Raw genomic sequence first — 15,826 nt, forward strand, 5'->3', positions numbered from 1 at the left:
CTTTCACCCGGGCGAAGCAACGGATTCGATGGCCAAAAAAGCGGTAATCTATTTTCTAGTTTGCGTCAATCTGCTGGTTTCCAGTGGTTTGTGCGCTCAATCGTTGCAGGGCGTGGTGCTCAGCGTGGATAACGGCGAGCCGCTGCCGTCGGCCAACGTATTTCTGGCCAACACCACCAAGGGAACGACAACCGACGCAAAAGGGCGGTTTCGGCTGGGCGGTTTACCAGCGGGGCGGTTCGACCTAGTGGTTTCGTATGTCGGTTTCGAGACGCTGGTTTTTCAGATTCATACCGATAGCCTGAAATTCTACCGGATTGGCCTCCAGCCAGCCGCGAACCAGCTGGCGGAGGTCAGCGTGAAAGCGCAGCGGGGACCCGACTGGGAAACCAATCTGGCTTTTTTTCGGCAGAACTTCATCGGCCAGAGCACCAACGCGGCCCAGTGTAAACTACTGAATCCGGACGTGCTCTGGTTTGACGACAACCGGGCCGAGCAGCGCTTGACGGCGGGTGCCCGCGAACCGCTTCTGATCGAAAACCGGGCGTTGGGCTACCGGCTTAAATACCAGCTTGAATCGTTTGTGTTCGACTCGCGGCAAAAAGCCATTACGTACCTGGGGTATCCAGTTCTGGAGGATTTAAAACCGCGGAATGCCCGGCAACAAAAGCGCTGGCTTGCCAACCGCCGGAAAGCCTATCTGGGTTCAACCATGCATTTTATGCGATCCGTCTACGGGCGAACGCTGCCGGAAAGCGGTTTTTTAGTTCAGCAACTGGTGGAAAAATCGGATACCGTCCGAACGCAACCCAAAACCGTCCGGTACCTGATTCGGGATACGTTGCGGCACGAACGCATTCTGGATTCCTCCGTGCCGGGCCAAACCCGCCTGCAATTCGGGGATTTGCTTCAGGTTACGTATTTGCGCGAACCGGAAGAGCCGGGTTACCTGGAAATGCTGCGCCCTTTCGGAGCTCCACCCAAAGCCAGCGGAGCGCAAACGAGCGTGCTTCACCTGCTGGACCCGTTCGTTGAGATTGAAGCCAATGGCAACTACTACGAACCGCTGGGGATTCTGGTAGAAGGCTATTGGAGCTGGGAAAAAATTGCGGAATTGCTGCCGCTGGATTACGAATTATCCCCCTGAATCCGTTACTCAGACCGCTACCACGGCTTTTTCTTTGGATTTCACGACGTTCCACTCGTGGATGGGTTGCAGCCGGTGTTTCATTAAAGCGATGATTTCCTGTTCGTTCTCAAACGTTCCGTTGATGTTAACCACGCGCTGGGCCAGCCGGTCGTAGCGCTTTTTCATCAGCAGAAAAAAGATCTGTCCGAAATCAAGGCCATCGAAAATGAGGGCTTTGTTGGCCGCGTACTGGTCGAGGGTTTTGACGAAAAACTGGGGGTGTTCGCTCCAGTGCATGGCCGGCCGGCAGTGGTGGCTGATGTGGTAGCCATCGTTCCAGCACAGGTGGTTATACCGGACGTTGATGCAGGTAATGCTGTTTTTATAGGCGTTGGCCGGATCGCTGCCGTCCACAAAGGCGTGTTGCGTCCAGTTGCCGACCATGCTGATGATCCGGGTAAACCAGAACGGAATCAGAAACACGATAATCGTGGCCGGAGCGTTGATCAAAAGCAGCGCGAAACACATCGCCACAAAAATAATTTCTCCGCTTATGGCTTTGAGCGCCATTTTTTGCCGGTTTTTCCGCCAGAGATACCCGATCATGGTAGCGACACCCGTAACCAGAAAGGTGCCTAAATAATGCAAAAACCCTTTTACGCTGTCGCGCTGGTAGGGCATGGTCGTGCTCAGATCTTCGGGCAGGTTGTTTTCGGGATGGTGCATACCGATGTGGTGCCCCACGTAGGTTTCGGGCGACATCCCGAAGAACATCCCGATCACCGTCGGCATGTAATAATTCAGCCACCGGTATTCCCGTTTGAACAGCGGGCGGTGGGCCGAACAATGGCCCATTAAACCGTAAGGACCTTTATAAATGAAATACGTCACCAGGTAAGCACCGGCCACGAGCCACCAGACCCAGCCGGAAACCGCCGGAATATAAAGCAAAATACCGAGTGGCAGCAGCGTCAGCGAAATGCGAAGGATCAGATAAAGGAATGGCAAATCCCGGGAATCCCGGATGAATCGCAGTAAAAAATGATCAAGGGAAGTGGTAGGTTGAGCAACGGAAGAAGGGTCTTGAATAGCCGCAAGTACTCGCATCAGCAGGTGGGTTAAGAGTTTTGTTAGGTAAGATAGTTATTTTACCACAGAATCAAGCCACCAGCGAATGATTATACTGTCAACCCCGTTTTCCGTCGTCGTTTGAAATCTTTTTCTTTTCGCGGTCCTGACCCGCATTCATTTTTCCGAATCGCCAGTTAACTGACAAACGAATGTTCCGGATAACGTTGTAATTCGTGCCATCCGAGATAAAGGTGGCCGTCCGCAATTGGGTTTCAATGGTATTATAACGACGGAAGGGGTTCTCGAAATTGGCCGTAACCGTAACTTTTTGTTTTTTAAACTCTTTCCGGGCCGAAAAACCGTAGTAGTAAAAGCCCGACGACTGACCTTGCAATTGAATCCGGCGGGAATTGTAGGAACCGTTGGCCTGGAGGCTGAAATTGTCGGGAAGCTGGAGCGACGAATTCAGGTTGAAGCGATAACTCCAGTTTTCATTGTTGATTTGCAGAGCGGTGCTGTTCAGGATGTTGTAATTCAGCCCGAACGAGCCGCTGATGTTCCACTGCTTCACCGGGCGTGCCGAGCCGAATAACTCAAGACCGTAGGTGGAATTCTGCGCAATGTTGCGGTAGGTGCTGCTCGAAATGCCGCTCGTATCGACGGTCGTGATGCGTTCGATGGCGTTGTTGGTTTGCCGCCCGAAAACCATCGCGTTGACCGACGTACCGTTTTTGGTAAAGGTGCTGTACGAAAACTCCACCGAATGCGCCAGTTCAGGATCGAGGTACGGATTGCCGGACTGAATGTTTTTCGGATCAGAATAATTGACGTACGGGTTCAGGAAAAAGATCGACGGCCGCTGAATCCGCTGGCTGTAGTTGAGCTTCAGGCGTCGCTCCTCGCCCGTACCGAACCGTTTTGAAAGGGTGATGTTGGGCAGAAAGTTCTGGTAGCGGTCGTTAAACTTCGTGCTGGTCGAAATAAAATTGGCGTTGATGCTGGTCAGCTCCATCCGACCCCCCAGACTAAAACCCCAGCGGTTGCTGGTCCGCATCCGAAACGATGCATACGACGACCAGACCCACTGCTGGTAATCGAACCGATTCGCCCGACCCGGATCTTCCCGGAAATCCAGCGACCCATCGGGCGCGTTTTCCAGCCGGTAATCACTGCCTACATCGCGCAGAATGGCCTTGGTTCCGACTTCCAGCATGCGCCGTTTCACGGTCGAAAACGGGTACGTGAAGTCGGTTTGGAGCGTAAATTCGTTTTGCTGATTGTCGTTGGTGTTGCGCTCGCGGTAGTCGATCACTTCGCTTTCGGGCAACGGAAACTGCCGGAGCGAATAGTTGCTGTGGTTGTTGTTCCGGTTATACTGCGCCAGAAACGTGTATTCCTGCTCCTTGCTGCGTTTGAACGTTTTGGTATAATTGAAATTGACGTCCATGTTCCGGTTGCGGTTCTGGGTATGATTATACCGCCGAAACGCCTGCGGATCGTCGGACGTCACTTTGGTATCCCGCGTGGAATTCGTATTCCGGCCCTCTCCACCAAAGCTGGCGTCGATTCCGATGCGGTTCAGGGTATCCAAGTCGTAATCGACGCTGAACGAGCCAAAACCGGAGCGGCCTTTGTTTTTGTACGCGTTGATCTGCTCGATGGTGCTGATCACCCGGCCGTCCAGCAGGTTTTGCCGCACCGACTCCGAACCGCCGTAATAATTGTTGGTGTTGCCGCCCCCGTAGGCCGTAATGCTCAGTTTATCGCGCTTGAAATTGAAATTACCGCCCAAGTTGTTCCGCCGGCTGCCGATTGAGGCATTCAGACCGCCCGTCAGACCCTGCAACTGGTTTTTCGTGATGATGTTGATGACGCCGGCGGTTCCTTCCGCGTCGTATTTCGCCGACGGCGCCGTCACGACTTCCACTGATTTGATCAATTCCGCCGGAATCATCTGCAGGGCCTCGCTGATGCTGCGGGCCATGATGCTCGACGGTTTATTGTTGATCAGCACTTTAATGCTCGTGCTGCCTTTGAGCGTTACGGTTCCATCCGGATCAACCGTCAGCAACGGCACCTTTTTCAGCACATCGACCGCCGTACCACCGGTATTGGTCAGGTCTTTGTCCGCGTTGTAAACCAGCCGGTCGTCTTTGTCTTCCACCAGCGGTTTTTCGGCCGTCACCACCACCTCGTTCAGCGTCCGCGAGTCGGTTTGCATCTGCACGACGCCCAGCAGGACTTCTTTCCCGTCGGCCCCAACGTTGACATTATTGATAGTTTTGTTTTCGTAGCCGATAAAACTGACGACAATCCGGTACGTGCCTTCGTCAACTCCGCTGATGAGAAACTTCCCGGACTCGCTGGTTGTGGTTCCACCAATGATTTTTTCGGTTTTGGGATTCAGCAAAGCAACCGTGGCAAATTCGACGGGTTTGTTTTGCGCGGCATCCATAATTACCCCCGTAATTTTGGCTTTCAGGCTGGCTTTGATGGTGGTCTGAATACCGGGCACGGGTGGCAGAGCCGCCGGATTTTGCGCCTGAACGAAACCAGCGAGACAAAAAAACAGCGGAAGTAGGATTTTTTTCATTCTTCGGACAACGAATTCGGCCAGCACAAACGGGATTGATAAGCAGACAAGACAACTAATCCACTAATTTACTGTCAATTTTATAAAGTATAGGCTAAAGTTAGTTACTGGAACTTATATTAATAAGATAGTCAACGTGTTGGATTTTTTATACAGGAACGGATGGGAAACCTGCGCGGCAGCATTACCGTAAACCGGCGGGGAATTTCACCGGCCCAACCAAGCGCTGGCGGACAACCACTGCTGAATGCGGCCAAACCATTCGTCGAAAGCGGGCGTTTTCGGATAGCCGTGCTGGCCTTTGGTGTACAGATGCAAATCCGCCGGAACGCCGTTTTGCTGGAGGGCTTCGTAAAAAATCAGGCTGTTTTTGACCGACACCACCGTATCGTCACCGGCGTGGGTCAGGAACGTGGGCGGGGTGGTCTTATCTACCTGTAATTCATTGGAGTACAAGGTGATCTGTTCCGGTTTTGGCGAAGCACCCAGCAAATTCTTCCGGCTGCCGGTGTGCCCGATTTCGTCCCGGAAGCTAATGACCGGGTAAATCAAAATCATGAAATCAGGCCGGACGCTACCGGCTTCGGTCGCTTCGATCACCGGTTTCTGGAAATGCGTGCCGGCCGTTGCCGCCAGATGGCCGCCCGCCGAAAAACCCATGATCCCGATCCGTTTCGGATCAACGCCCCATTCCGCGGCCCGTTGTCGCACGGTTTTGATCGCCTGCTGGGCATCCTGCAAGGGCCCGATGGACGGATCGACCATCGTTTTTTCGTTCGGCAGCCGGTATTTCAGGACAAAGGCCGTGACCCCCAGTTTGTTGAAGGCTTCGGCCACATCGTACCCTTCGCGTTTCATGACCAGCACGCCGTACCCCCCGCCGGGGCAGATGATGACGGCGGTTCCGTTCGCTTTCTCTTTCGGGGCCGGAAAAATGGTCAGCGTGGGTTGAATGACATTCGAAACCACCTGATCGGACCGTTTCACTTCCTTGACCTCCGACGGTTTGGCGTTGGGAACGGAACCGGAATACAGCGGGATTTCAGTCTGCGCGAGCGTCGTAAGGGCTAAAAAGGTGTAAAAACCGCTCAGGAGAACTTTTTGGATCATTTTAGTGATGATAAGGCGTTAGGAACTGTCAAAAATAGACAGGAATCCGGAAACCGTTGCCCTGGAGAATCATTAAATCGCGCTGTAACGTACTGAGATTCAAGATGCGTGTTCTTTCGTTGAATTATTTCGTAATTTCGTTGGTTATCAGATACATTATTTCACGTACTCATGATTGAAAGACCCCTGACCGACTGGTTGCCGCTAACGAAACAAGAAGTTGAGAAACGCGGCTGGGATGAAGTGGACATTGTGCTGGTGTCAGGAGATGCTTACGTTGACCATCCGGCTTTTGGGACCGCCGTGATTGGCCGGATTATGGAGAGTGAAGGATTTCGCGTGGCCATCATCGCCCAGCCCAACTGGAAAGATGATCTGCGGGATTTCAAGAAATTCGGGCGGCCCAAATACTTCTTTGGTGTCACGGCGGGCTGCATGGATTCGATGGTGAACCACTACACGGCCAATAAACGGCTGCGCTCCAACGACTCGTATACGCCCGGCGGAGAAGCCGGTTTTCGGCCCGACTACGCCACGATTGTTTACACCCAGATTCTGAAAAAACTTTATCCCGACGTACCGGTTTTATTGGGCGGTATTGAGGCTTCGTTGCGCCGGGTGACCCATTACGACTACTGGCAGGACCGGCTGATGCCGTCTATTCTGGTGGATTCCGGGGCTGATATGCTGGTGTACGGGATGGGCGAACAGCCCTTGCGTGAAATTCTGAAACTGGCGCGGCAGGGCGTGCCGTTTTCGTCGATGCGGAACATCAATCAGGTGTCTTTTCTGCACGATAACAGCGCCGAACTGCGCGACTATAACAACTGGAATACCGTGGCCTTGTCGAGCCACGAAGAGTGTCTGACCGATAAAATCAAGTACGCGGCTAATTTCAAAGTTGTCGAAGTCGAGTCGAATAAATGGCAGGCCAACCGCATCACGCAGAACGTGGGTGATCAGGTGCTGGTGATCAATCCACCGTTCAAAACGATGGAAGAAGCCGAAATTGACAAGTCCTTCGATCTGCCGTATACCCGCCTGCCGCACCCGAAATACAAAAAACGGGGTCCGATTCCGGCGTACGACATGATCAAATTCTCGGTCAACATGCACCGGGGCTGTTTCGGCGGGTGCAGTTTCTGCACAATCTCGGCCCATCAGGGGAAATTCATCGCGTCGCGCAGCGAAAAGTCGGTTTTGAAGGAAGTCGACGAGATCACGAAACACCCGGAATTCAAAGGGTACATTTCGGATCTGGGCGGACCGTCGGCCAATATGTACCAGATGAAGGGCAAGGATGAGTCGATCTGCGCCCGGTGCCAGAGCCCGAGCTGCATTCACCCGGTGATCTGCTCGAACCTCGATACCTCGCACAAACCGCTGACGGAGATTTACCGGAAAGTCGATGCCAATCCAAAAATCAAAAAAGCGTTTGTCGGCTCGGGCGTTCGGTACGATCTGCTGGTCGATGATTTTAACAAGAATAACCAGGACGGCAACCACGACGAATACATGGAGCAGCTCGTTACGCGCCACGTTTCGGGTCGGTTGAAGGTGGCCCCCGAACACACCTCGGACGATACGCTGCGGGTGATGCGGAAACCGTCGTTCAAATACTTTAAGCTGTTTAAGCAGAAATACGACCGGATTCAGGAGAAGTATAACCTCAAACAGCCCCTGATTCCCTACTTCATTTCTTCGCACCCCGGTTGTGAAGAGCAGGACATGGCCAATCTGGCCGCCGAAACCAAGGATCTCGGTTTTCAGCTGGAGCAGGTGCAGGATTTTACGCCCACACCCATGACCGTGGCCGAAGTGATCTACTACTCCGGCGTCCATCCGTATACGCTCAAACCGGTCAAAACCGCCAAAACCCGGGAGGAGAAGCAGGCCCAAAACCGGTATTTTTTCTGGTATAAACCCGAATACAAAGACTGGATTCGGAACCGCCTGACCAAACTCAACCGCCCGGACCTGATTGAGCGGCTGCTAGGTTCGAAAAAGGAAAAAACCGCCAAACCGGCCTTTTCAAAAAACTTTTCGGGCAAGAAAAAACGGTAAGGGCGGGATGGCCATTCACCAAATCACATTCACTAGATTGCCATAGTACTTAAACTTGTCATCAATTGAAATAAGGTCAAAGCCTTCCGTATAAGCAGTAGCAATCAGTAGCCGGTCGAATGGATCACGGTGTTCACCTATCAGCGGCACGATCTGTTACGCATCCAGGTAAGCGGGTGAGATGGGGACTAACTGAATAGCTAGCCGGTTCATTTCCCGAATAATTTCGGTGGATGTCCGCTGTGTTTCCAGTTTGCCAATTTTGGTTTTAATCGCAATTTCAAACAACGAAACCGTACTGACGTACACTTCATTGGCCGTATTTTGGATCAACTGATGCGCTTTAGACGATAGTTGAGGATCATTTTCAAGGACCCATAGCAAAGCGTGTGTATCCAGTAAAAACCGCATTACCTGTATTCCTTTAAATCATCCAGTGGATCATTGAAATCTGAAGCCAGTTTAAAACTCCCTTTCATGGTTCCAAAAGGACGTTCTGTAAGCGGAGTTGGTTCAGTGTTTTCTTCTTCCAGAAAGGTTACAATAACCTTTTGTTTTTTCTGCGATTTCGGAATTTCCTCCAAAATGACGCGCCCATTCTCATAAATGCCGGTTACTGAGGTCAGCATGGTACTTTTCGTTTGTTCAACTAATTTACGAATCACTTCCTAATAAATCAGTAAACACGATAACTTACTGCCACACCTCCGTCGGGAACGGTTTTTCTAGCAGATACTGATAGATAAACCGGGCGGTTTCGGCCTGGGCGTGTTTGCCTTTGCCGGTAGTCCCAAAACCGTGCCGGGCCCCCGGATAGACCATGAACTCGAAGTGTTTGTTTAGATTCTCCAGTTTATCAACGAGCTGGATCGAGTTCTGCAGGTGCACGTTGTCGTCCATCGTGCCGTGAACAATCCGCAGCGTGCCTTTCAACTTATCGGCATACGTCAGCACCGAACTTTCTTTGTAACCGGCGGGGTTTTCGGCGGGCGTGTCCATAAACCGTTCCGTGTATTCACTGTCGTACAAGGACCAGTCCATGACACCGAAGTTGGCAATGCCGTGCGTAAACACATCCGCGCCCCGCGTCAGGGCCAGCGCCGTAACGTAACCGCCGTAACTGCCACCCGTAATCGCCACTTTTTTCGGATCGACCAGACCCTTATTAATCAACCAGTTGACCGCCGTGCTGTAATCTTCGATTTCCCACTTGCCCAGGTTGCGGTGCATGAAATTCTGCCCGGTTTTGCCAAAATGGCCCGACGCCCGGTGGTCGATGGCCACTTGCAGCAGCCCCTCCTGGGCGTACCATTGCGCTGTGGGCGCGTAGGCCCAGCGGTCGTAGACCGACCCGGCGTTGGGTCCGCCGTAGATGCTGATCAAAACCGGGTACCGCTTCTTCGGATCGAAATTCGTGGGGTATTTGATCGTCATCGGCAATTGAAAACCGTCCGATGTCGGCACCCGCACCAATTCCGTTCGGGCGACACTGAACTGGTCAAAATCGGCGCCTTTCGTATCGGCAATCTCCCGAAGGAGCTTACCGGTTTTGTCGAGCAGGGCCATTTTGGGCGGTGTCTGAAGATTGGAATACGTCGTGATAAAATAACTGCCGTCGGGCGAAGCCTGCACTTGATGGGTATATTCACCGAAGGTCAGCCGTTGCAGTCCTTTTCCGTCCAGTTTTACCTTGTACAGATCGATTCGGGCCGAATTTTCCCGGCGGGCCGTGAAATACACCAGACCGTTTTTAGCGTCGAGGTGCGAGACGCCCGTCACCGTGTACTTCCCGCTCGTGATTGGATTTTTGAGCTTCCCGTCCAGCGTGTGCAAATACAAATGCATCCAGCCCGACTCGTCGCTTTGCCGGATAAAATGCTTGCCATCGGCCAGAAAATGAACCGTCGTCAGCCAGTCCACCCAGGTTTTCTGGTTCTCGCTGACCAGTTCGGTTTTGGTACCCGTCGCCGGGCTGACCGCAAACAGCGTCAGCTGGTCCTGCGCCCGGTTTTTCACCTGCATCCAGAGGGTTTTTGAGTCCGGCGTCCAGAAGGGCGTGCCGAAATAATGGTCGGCGCTGGGGTCGTAATCAGCCCATACGGTTTTTCCGGTGGCCACTTCCACAAGGCCCATTTTCACCAGCGGGTTCGGATCACCCGGTTTTGGATACCGCTGACTTTCCAGATAACCGTGCTGACCCGTTGCGCCGGCAATCGCAAAAACCGGCACCTTCGCTTCGTCAAACCGCATGAAAGCGAGGTATTTGCTGTCCGGCGACCACCAGAACGCCTTGTGCTGCGTACTGCGGCCCAGCACTTCCTCCCAGTAAAGCCAGGCGGCATAGCCGTTGTAAACCGTTTCGGAACCGTCCGTGGTCAGTTGTTTTTCCTGCTTATCCGTCAGGCTTTTGAGGTATAAATTTTTGCTGTCGCGCGTAAAGGCCAGCCATTTACCATCGGGGGAAGCGGTAGGATTCTGTCCGCCTTGCCCCGTAAGAGCCGATAAGGGTGGATGAATGGTCCACCCGCCCGGAGCTTTATAATCGCTTTCCTGCCCGGTTTTCGCATCGGCGGAGTACACGTTTCCATCTCTGACCAGCAGATAATGCGAATCATCGGCCCAGCCGCGCACGGTCGGGGCGGCTTGCAGAACGTTTGTTTTTTCGTTTTTGAATAACTGAGCCGCCGTGAAGGCTTGTTTTTGCGCGTATGATAGACCAATCGGCCACAGAAAGAGCAGCAAAAGCTTGAATCGCATGAGGCAATGAATCGTTTAGGTTGATGAACGACCCGGTTTTCGTCCAGGTTAGCAAAAATTACGTTTTTCGGCCGTAAAAACCAACCGGGCGGTTGCAATCCACTCCGAAACGGGTTTGTTCGGCAGTTCCGGAAACAGAAAACGGCGCTCTCGCGCCGTTATTCTTATAAAAACCGGGATTGTTTGCGGTTACTTGGAGGTGGCCATCACCATCCGGATGTTCAGTTTAGCGCCGGTTTGCAGCACATCGACCAGATCCTGAACGGCGAGGGTTTTGTCCACCCGCACTACGATGGTAGGCTCGGCCACGTCTTTCATGACGGTTTTCAGCTCCATTTCCAGGTTCTCGGCCGAGATCGGGTTTTTATCGATGAAAAACCGCTTTTCGCTATCAACCGACAGCGTGACCTGTTTTTTGCTCAACTGCTGCGAGGAAGCGGCTTTCGGAAGCATCAGTTTAATGACGTTCGGATTCGCCACCGTCGAAATGATCAGGAAGAACAACAGCAGGAAGAACATGATGTCGTTCAGCGAAGAGGTGGCTACCTCGGCGGCAAACTTATGTTTTCTTCGGAATTTCATTTTTCAGCGTTTAACGCTTAACGTCTAAAATTGAAGGATTAAGTTTTTACACGTTAAACCTCGAACCCCAAACCTTAAACGAATTTTATCGTACCCGCGCGGCTTCGGTCGGTTTTTGCAGCACTTCCATGAACTCAAACGAGTTGATTTCCAGCTTCAGCGTGAATTTCTCGATAAACATGTTCAGCAGGTGATACCCGGTATAGGCGATAACTCCGACGATCAGACCGGCGCCGGACGTGATCATTTTCTCGTACAGACCCCCGGCGATGATCCCGACGCTGATGTTGTCGGACAGCGAGATGTCGTAGAAAATCCGGATAATTCCCGAAATGGTTCCGATGAAACCCAGCATCGGGGCAATACCGGCAATGATTCCGAGGTAGCCCAGGTTCCGTTCCAGCCGCGACAGTTCGATCTGGCCGACGGTTTCCAGCGTTCCTTCAATGTCCTTGATCGGGGAACCGATGCGGCCGATGGCTTTCTCAAAAATTCGGCCGATGGAACTCCGTTGGTTTTTGCAGAATGATTCGGCGGATTTGATGTTTCCCTGCAACACCATGTCTTTCACGTTGTCGATGAAATTATCGTCGACGCGGGTGTTGCTCCGGATGAACAGCCACCGTTCGATAATCATGTACAGGGCCAGGAAAAACAAAATGGAGATGGGAATCATGACCCAGCCCCCTTTGGCAACCAGATCGAACAATTGCATACTTTGGGCTGGAGCTGCGGCTGCCGTAGAATCGATGGCTGGACCACCCGCCGTTGGAACTTGTAATAGAATCATGTGCGCTATGAATCAGATAAATCGGTTTACTGGTTGCAATGCCGGACCAACACGGAAGTCTTCGTTGTCAACGCCCTTCCGGCCGGATTTATTGTAAGGAATGAATGGTCAAATATAACGAAACTATCAGTAGAATGATCGGAAAAGTTACTGATCAGACTTTAATCAGAATCTTTCCGTGCCGGCCGGACTGCTGGCTGTGTTCAACGGCCTTTTTAATTTCAGACAGGGGATAGGCCGCTTCGACGGGCACCTGAATCTGCCCGCTGACCAGCAGCGTGATTACGTTGCGGGCCACGTTCTGGCGGGTCTGGCTATCGACCCGGCGCATCCAGTCGGTGAGCCAGAATCCTTTGATTGTCAGCTCCCGGAAAATCATCAAACCGACGTTGAAAGACGGATTTTGCAAACTTAAAACGCCGTACAGAATCATCGTACCGCCTTTCGACAGGCATTTCAGCGCGTCGGAGGCCGTTGTGCCGCCCACGGCTTCCAAGACACAGGCCACGCCTTTGCCCTCCGTGAGGGCTTTTACCCGCGTCGTCAGTTTTTCTTTTTCCGTATTGATCACGGCGGTCAGGCCGAGGGCTTTCAGCTCATCGTCGAGATCATTATGCCGGACCGTTCCGATGGTCTGAATCCCTTTCAGCTTGCACAATTGAATCACCAGTTTGCTGAACGACGATCCGGCGGCTGTCAACAGCACCCACTGACCCGCCTGCAAGCCGGTTTCTTCCAGCATCGCGTAAGCCGAGAACGGGTTGACGAACAACTGGGCGGCCACGTCGTCGGACAGCGTATTGGGCACCGGAATCAGACTGCGCTGGTTGGCCAGAACGTATTCCGACCAGGCGCCGATGGCCGTAAAACTCACCCGGATGCCGGTTCGCATGGCCACGCCCTCGCCCACGGCATCGACCAGGCCGACGCCCTCAAAACCGGCCCCGGAAGGCAATTCGGGCTGGATTCCGTACAGGTTCTGCACATACATCAGATCCGAAGGATTGAGCGGGCTGGCAATCACTTTAATCCGGACTTCGCCCGGTCCCGGTTCGGGCAACGGAGCCTCGACGACCCGGAGAACCTCGGTTGGATGACCGATGGCTGAGAAGCTGACGGTTTGCATGGACAAAAGGAGCGGTGAAGCTGCGAAATACCAAATAGTTCGACAAAAGTGCAAGGCCAACCGCAGTTACGGGTGGGAAAGTAGGTCTGAACGAACAAACTTTCTATTTTTGCGGCTCAATCCGTGAGGGTTTTCTCACTTGACGAACCACTTCCATCCAGCCGTATGAGTGAATTCTGGGCTTATCTCCAATTGGGCTTTTCGCACATTACCGATCCGGGCGGGTACGATCACATTTTGTTTGTTGTGGCCCTGTGTGCTGTCTATCATCTCAGCCAATGGAAACAAGTCCTGATTCTGGTGACGGCTTTTACGCTGGGGCACTCCCTGACGCTGGCCCTGGCGACCCTGCAACTCGTCAACTACAGCACGGATTTGATTGAGCTGCTGATTCCGGTGACGATTCTGATTACGGCTTTTACCAACTTTTTCTACCAGGTGCCCAAAAGCCGGTTTAATGAAAAACCCAAACAGTCGTCGGGGCGCTATGTGCTGGCGCTGGTGTTCGGGCTGATTCACGGCCTGGGCTTTTCCAATTACCTGCGGAGCCTGCTGGGGCAGCAATCCAACATTGTCAAACCGCTGTTTGCGTTTAACCTCGGACTGGAGTTCGGCCAGATTTTCATCGTATTTGGCATTCTGACCCTTGCCCTTGTCCTCGTCGAAATCCTGAAAGTGCGTCGCCACGACTGGAACCTGATCATTTCCGGAATTGTGGCTGGCATGGCGCTGTCGCTGATCATCGGCAATGCGTATCTCGCCCAGCTATTTTAAGGGTGGCAATACCAGCCATTTTCACAGGCCGACCGGGCAGAAAATACGATAGCCGGTTTTCGAAAAACCGGCTATCGTCAACTCAATAAGTCAAAGTCGCTGTATGCCGACTTAAGCCAGTTTTTTATACTTGATCCGCTTGGGCGTTGCCTCGCTGCCGAGCCGTTTTTTGCGGTTTTCTTCGTATTCCGAGAAGTTTCCTTCGAACCAGTAGACCTGCGAATCGCCTTCGAACGCCAGGATGTGGGTGGCCACGCGGTCGAGGAACCAGCGGTCGTGGGAAATGACCACGGCGCAACCGGCAAAATTCTCCAGACCTTCTTCCAGCGCCCGCAGGGTATTCACGTCCAGGTCGTTGGTGGGCTCATCGAGCAGCAGCAGATTGGCCCCTTCTTTCAGCATCATCGCCAGGTGGACCCGGTTTCGTTCTCCGCCGGAGAGGTTGGCAATTTTCTTTTCCTGATCGGAACCCGTAAAGTTAAACCGGCTGACATAGGCCCGGGCATTCGCCTGTTTGCCGCCCAGCATGATCCATTCATTGCCGCCGGAAATGGTCTGAAAAACCGTCTTGTCGCTATCCAGTCCGTCGTGTTCCTGATCGACGTAGGCCCATTTCACGGTTTCGCCCACATCGAAGGTGCCATTTTGTGGTGTTTCCTTGCCCGTAATGAGTTTGAACAAGGTTGTTTTACCGGCCCCGTTCGGACCGATGATGCCGACAATACCGCCCTGCGGCAATTGAAAATTCAGGTGTTCGAACAGCAGCCGGTCGCCGAAGGCTTTGGCAACGTCGTGGGCCTCAATAACTTTGGAGCCGAGCCGCGGACCCGCCGGAATAAAAATCTCCAGTTTATCTTCTTTCTGGCGATTGTCTTCGTTCAGCAACTTTTCGTAAGCGCCCAAACGGGCTTTCGACTTAGCCTGCCGGGCTTTGGGCGCCATCCGAACCCATTCCAGCTCGCGCTGCAGGGTTTTCTGGCGCTTCGATTCCTGCTTTTCTTCTTTGGCCAGGCGGGTTTGTTTCTGGTCGAGCCACGACGAATAATTGCCTTTCCAGGGAATGCCCTCGCCCCGGTCGAGTTCCAGAATCCAGCCCGCTACGTTGTCCAGAAAATACCGGTCGTGCGTAACGGCAATGACGGTTCCGGCGTATTGGCGCAAATGTTCTTCCAGCCACAAAACCGACTCGGCATCGAGGTGGTTGGTGGGTTCGTCGAGCAGCAAAACATCCGGTTGTTGTAGCAACAGGCGGCAGAGGGCCACCCGCCGTTTTTCACCACCCGATAAGGTCGCAATTGGGGTATCCGAGGGCGGACAGCGGAGCGCGTCCATGGCTTTTTCGAGCCGGTTGTCCAGCTCCCAGGCGTTGAGGTGGTCGAGTTTCTCCTGCACCTCGCCCTGTCTGGCAATCAGTTTGTCGAAGTCGGCGTCGGGGTCGCCAAAGGCTTCGTTGATCCGATCAAATTCTTTCAACAGATCGACAGTTTCCTGAACGCCCTCTTCCACGACTTCCTTTACGGTTTTGTTTGGATCGAGCTGCGGTTCCTGTTCCAGCATGCCGACCGAATAGCCCGGCGAGAACACGACTTCGCCCTGAAAATTCTTGTCGAGCCCCGCAATGATGCGCAAAAGCGTCGATTTCCCGGAGCCGTTCAAGCCTAAAACACCGATTTTTGCACCGTAAAAAAAGGAAAGGTAGATATTCTTTAGGATTTGTCGGTTCGGCGGAATAATTTTACTGACACCCGCCATGGAGAATATAATGGTTTCCTGACTCATGTTTGGTTACTTTTATAGTTGGCAAATATCAACAATTAAACCCATAGCTCA

13 protein-coding genes are annotated in these 15,826 nt (G+C 52.8%); 3 read left to right on the forward strand and 10 right to left on the reverse strand.

Annotated features, from left to right (window positions below):
• Positions 1 to 28: 28 nt before the first annotated feature.
• Complete coding sequence (locus ACYVHX_RS09590; protein ID WP_460671406.1) at positions 29 to 1,147, forward strand: carboxypeptidase-like regulatory domain-containing protein; 1,119 nt, start codon at positions 29 to 31, stop codon at positions 1,145 to 1,147.
• 9 nt (positions 1,148 to 1,156) lie between these two features.
• Here the strand turns inward: ACYVHX_RS09590 and ACYVHX_RS09595 are convergent, their stop codons facing one another.
• From ACYVHX_RS09595 to ACYVHX_RS09605, 3 genes are all read right to left on the reverse strand, one after another.
• A complete protein-coding gene (locus ACYVHX_RS09595) occupies positions 1,157 to 2,236 on the reverse strand; it encodes a fatty acid desaturase family protein (RefSeq protein WP_460671407.1) in 1,080 nt (359 codons plus the stop codon).
• A gap of 79 nt (positions 2,237 to 2,315) precedes the next feature.
• Positions 2,316 to 4,793, reverse strand: coding sequence for a TonB-dependent receptor (locus ACYVHX_RS09600; protein WP_460671408.1), 2,478 nt, complete (start codon positions 4,791 to 4,793; stop codon positions 2,316 to 2,318).
• A 207-nt stretch (positions 4,794 to 5,000) separates the two neighbouring features.
• The gene (locus ACYVHX_RS09605; RefSeq protein ID WP_460671409.1) at positions 5,001 to 5,903 is read right to left on the reverse strand and encodes an alpha/beta hydrolase; all 903 of its coding nucleotides are present in this window, start codon (positions 5,901 to 5,903) and stop codon (positions 5,001 to 5,003) included.
• A gap of 171 nt (positions 5,904 to 6,074) precedes the next feature.
• Between ACYVHX_RS09605 and ACYVHX_RS09610 the strand changes: the two genes are divergently transcribed.
• Positions 6,075 to 7,967: a YgiQ family radical SAM protein gene (locus tag ACYVHX_RS09610; protein ID WP_460671410.1), complete on the forward strand. Its 1,893-nt coding sequence runs from the start codon at positions 6,075 to 6,077 to the stop codon at positions 7,965 to 7,967.
• Positions 7,968 to 8,123: 156 nt separating this feature from the next.
• Here ACYVHX_RS09610 and ACYVHX_RS09615 read toward each other — a convergent pair whose 3' ends face one another.
• From ACYVHX_RS09615 to ACYVHX_RS09640, 6 genes are all read right to left on the reverse strand, one after another.
• Positions 8,124 to 8,378 carry a type II toxin-antitoxin system VapC family toxin gene (locus ACYVHX_RS09615; RefSeq protein WP_460671411.1) on the reverse strand — a complete coding sequence of 85 codons (255 nt, stop codon included), beginning with the start codon at positions 8,376 to 8,378 and terminating at the stop codon, positions 8,124 to 8,126.
• Positions 8,378 to 8,596: a DUF2281 domain-containing protein gene (locus ACYVHX_RS09620; protein ID WP_460671412.1), complete on the reverse strand. Its 219-nt coding sequence runs from the start codon at positions 8,594 to 8,596 to the stop codon at positions 8,378 to 8,380. The genes ACYVHX_RS09615 and ACYVHX_RS09620 overlap by 1 nt, the downstream gene beginning before the upstream one ends.
• 64 nt (positions 8,597 to 8,660) lie before the next feature.
• Positions 8,661 to 10,724: a S9 family peptidase gene (locus ACYVHX_RS09625; RefSeq protein WP_460671413.1), complete on the reverse strand. Its 2,064-nt coding sequence runs from the start codon at positions 10,722 to 10,724 to the stop codon at positions 8,661 to 8,663.
• Positions 10,725 to 10,913: 189 nt separating this feature from the next.
• Positions 10,914 to 11,306, reverse strand: coding sequence for an ExbD/TolR family protein (locus tag ACYVHX_RS09630; protein WP_460671414.1), 393 nt, complete (start codon positions 11,304 to 11,306; stop codon positions 10,914 to 10,916).
• An 85-nt stretch (positions 11,307 to 11,391) separates the two neighbouring features.
• Positions 11,392 to 12,096: a MotA/TolQ/ExbB proton channel family protein gene (locus tag ACYVHX_RS09635; protein ID WP_460671415.1), complete on the reverse strand. Its 705-nt coding sequence runs from the start codon at positions 12,094 to 12,096 to the stop codon at positions 11,392 to 11,394.
• A 154-nt stretch (positions 12,097 to 12,250) separates the two neighbouring features.
• A complete protein-coding gene (locus ACYVHX_RS09640) occupies positions 12,251 to 13,222 on the reverse strand; it encodes a zinc-dependent alcohol dehydrogenase family protein (protein WP_460671416.1) in 972 nt (323 codons plus the stop codon).
• Positions 13,223 to 13,387: 165 nt separating this feature from the next.
• Here ACYVHX_RS09640 and ACYVHX_RS09645 point away from each other — a divergent pair, with 165 nt between their 5' ends.
• Positions 13,388 to 13,996: a HupE/UreJ family protein gene (locus ACYVHX_RS09645; RefSeq protein WP_460671417.1), complete on the forward strand. Its 609-nt coding sequence runs from the start codon at positions 13,388 to 13,390 to the stop codon at positions 13,994 to 13,996.
• Positions 13,997 to 14,107: 111 nt separating this feature from the next.
• On the opposite strand, the gene ettA is transcribed toward ACYVHX_RS09645, so the two are convergent.
• Positions 14,108 to 15,775 (reverse strand): energy-dependent translational throttle protein EttA, encoded by a 1,668-nt coding sequence (gene ettA, locus ACYVHX_RS09650; RefSeq protein ID WP_460671418.1) that lies wholly within the window; start codon positions 15,773 to 15,775, stop codon positions 14,108 to 14,110.
• Between the last annotated feature and the right edge of the window lie 51 nt (positions 15,776 to 15,826).

It is taken from the genome of Larkinella ripae, from assembly GCF_054780775.1.

What these genes read in the sequence shown, in the direction of transcription:
- ACYVHX_RS09635 (WP_460671415.1), bottom strand. Translation starts at nt 12,096, where the DNA reads ATGATTCTATTACAAGTTCCAACGGCGGGTGGTCCAGCCATCGATTCT.
- ACYVHX_RS09625 (WP_460671413.1), bottom strand. Translation starts at nt 10,724, where the DNA reads ATGCGATTCAAGCTTTTGCTGCTCTTTCTGTGGCCGATTGGTCTATCA.
- ACYVHX_RS09605 (WP_460671409.1), bottom strand. Translation starts at nt 5,903, where the DNA reads ATGATCCAAAAAGTTCTCCTGAGCGGTTTTTACACCTTTTTAGCCCTT.
- ACYVHX_RS09640 (WP_460671416.1), bottom strand. Translation starts at nt 13,222, where the DNA reads ATGCAAACCGTCAGCTTCTCAGCCATCGGTCATCCAACCGAGGTTCTC.
- ACYVHX_RS09645 (WP_460671417.1), top strand. Translation starts at nt 13,388, where the DNA reads ATGAGTGAATTCTGGGCTTATCTCCAATTGGGCTTTTCGCACATTACC.
- ACYVHX_RS09590 (WP_460671406.1), top strand. Translation starts at nt 29, where the DNA reads ATGGCCAAAAAAGCGGTAATCTATTTTCTAGTTTGCGTCAATCTGCTG.
- ettA (WP_460671418.1), bottom strand. Translation starts at nt 15,775, where the DNA reads ATGAGTCAGGAAACCATTATATTCTCCATGGCGGGTGTCAGTAAAATT.
- ACYVHX_RS09630 (WP_460671414.1), bottom strand. Translation starts at nt 11,306, where the DNA reads ATGAAATTCCGAAGAAAACATAAGTTTGCCGCCGAGGTAGCCACCTCT.
- ACYVHX_RS09600 (WP_460671408.1), bottom strand. Translation starts at nt 4,793, where the DNA reads ATGAAAAAAATCCTACTTCCGCTGTTTTTTTGTCTCGCTGGTTTCGTT.
- ACYVHX_RS09620 (WP_460671412.1), bottom strand. Translation starts at nt 8,596, where the DNA reads ATGCTGACCTCAGTAACCGGCATTTATGAGAATGGGCGCGTCATTTTG.
- ACYVHX_RS09615 (WP_460671411.1), bottom strand. Translation starts at nt 8,378, where the DNA reads ATGCGGTTTTTACTGGATACACACGCTTTGCTATGGGTCCTTGAAAAT.
- ACYVHX_RS09610 (WP_460671410.1), top strand. Translation starts at nt 6,075, where the DNA reads ATGATTGAAAGACCCCTGACCGACTGGTTGCCGCTAACGAAACAAGAA.
- ACYVHX_RS09595 (WP_460671407.1), bottom strand. Translation starts at nt 2,236, where the DNA reads ATGCGAGTACTTGCGGCTATTCAAGACCCTTCTTCCGTTGCTCAACCT.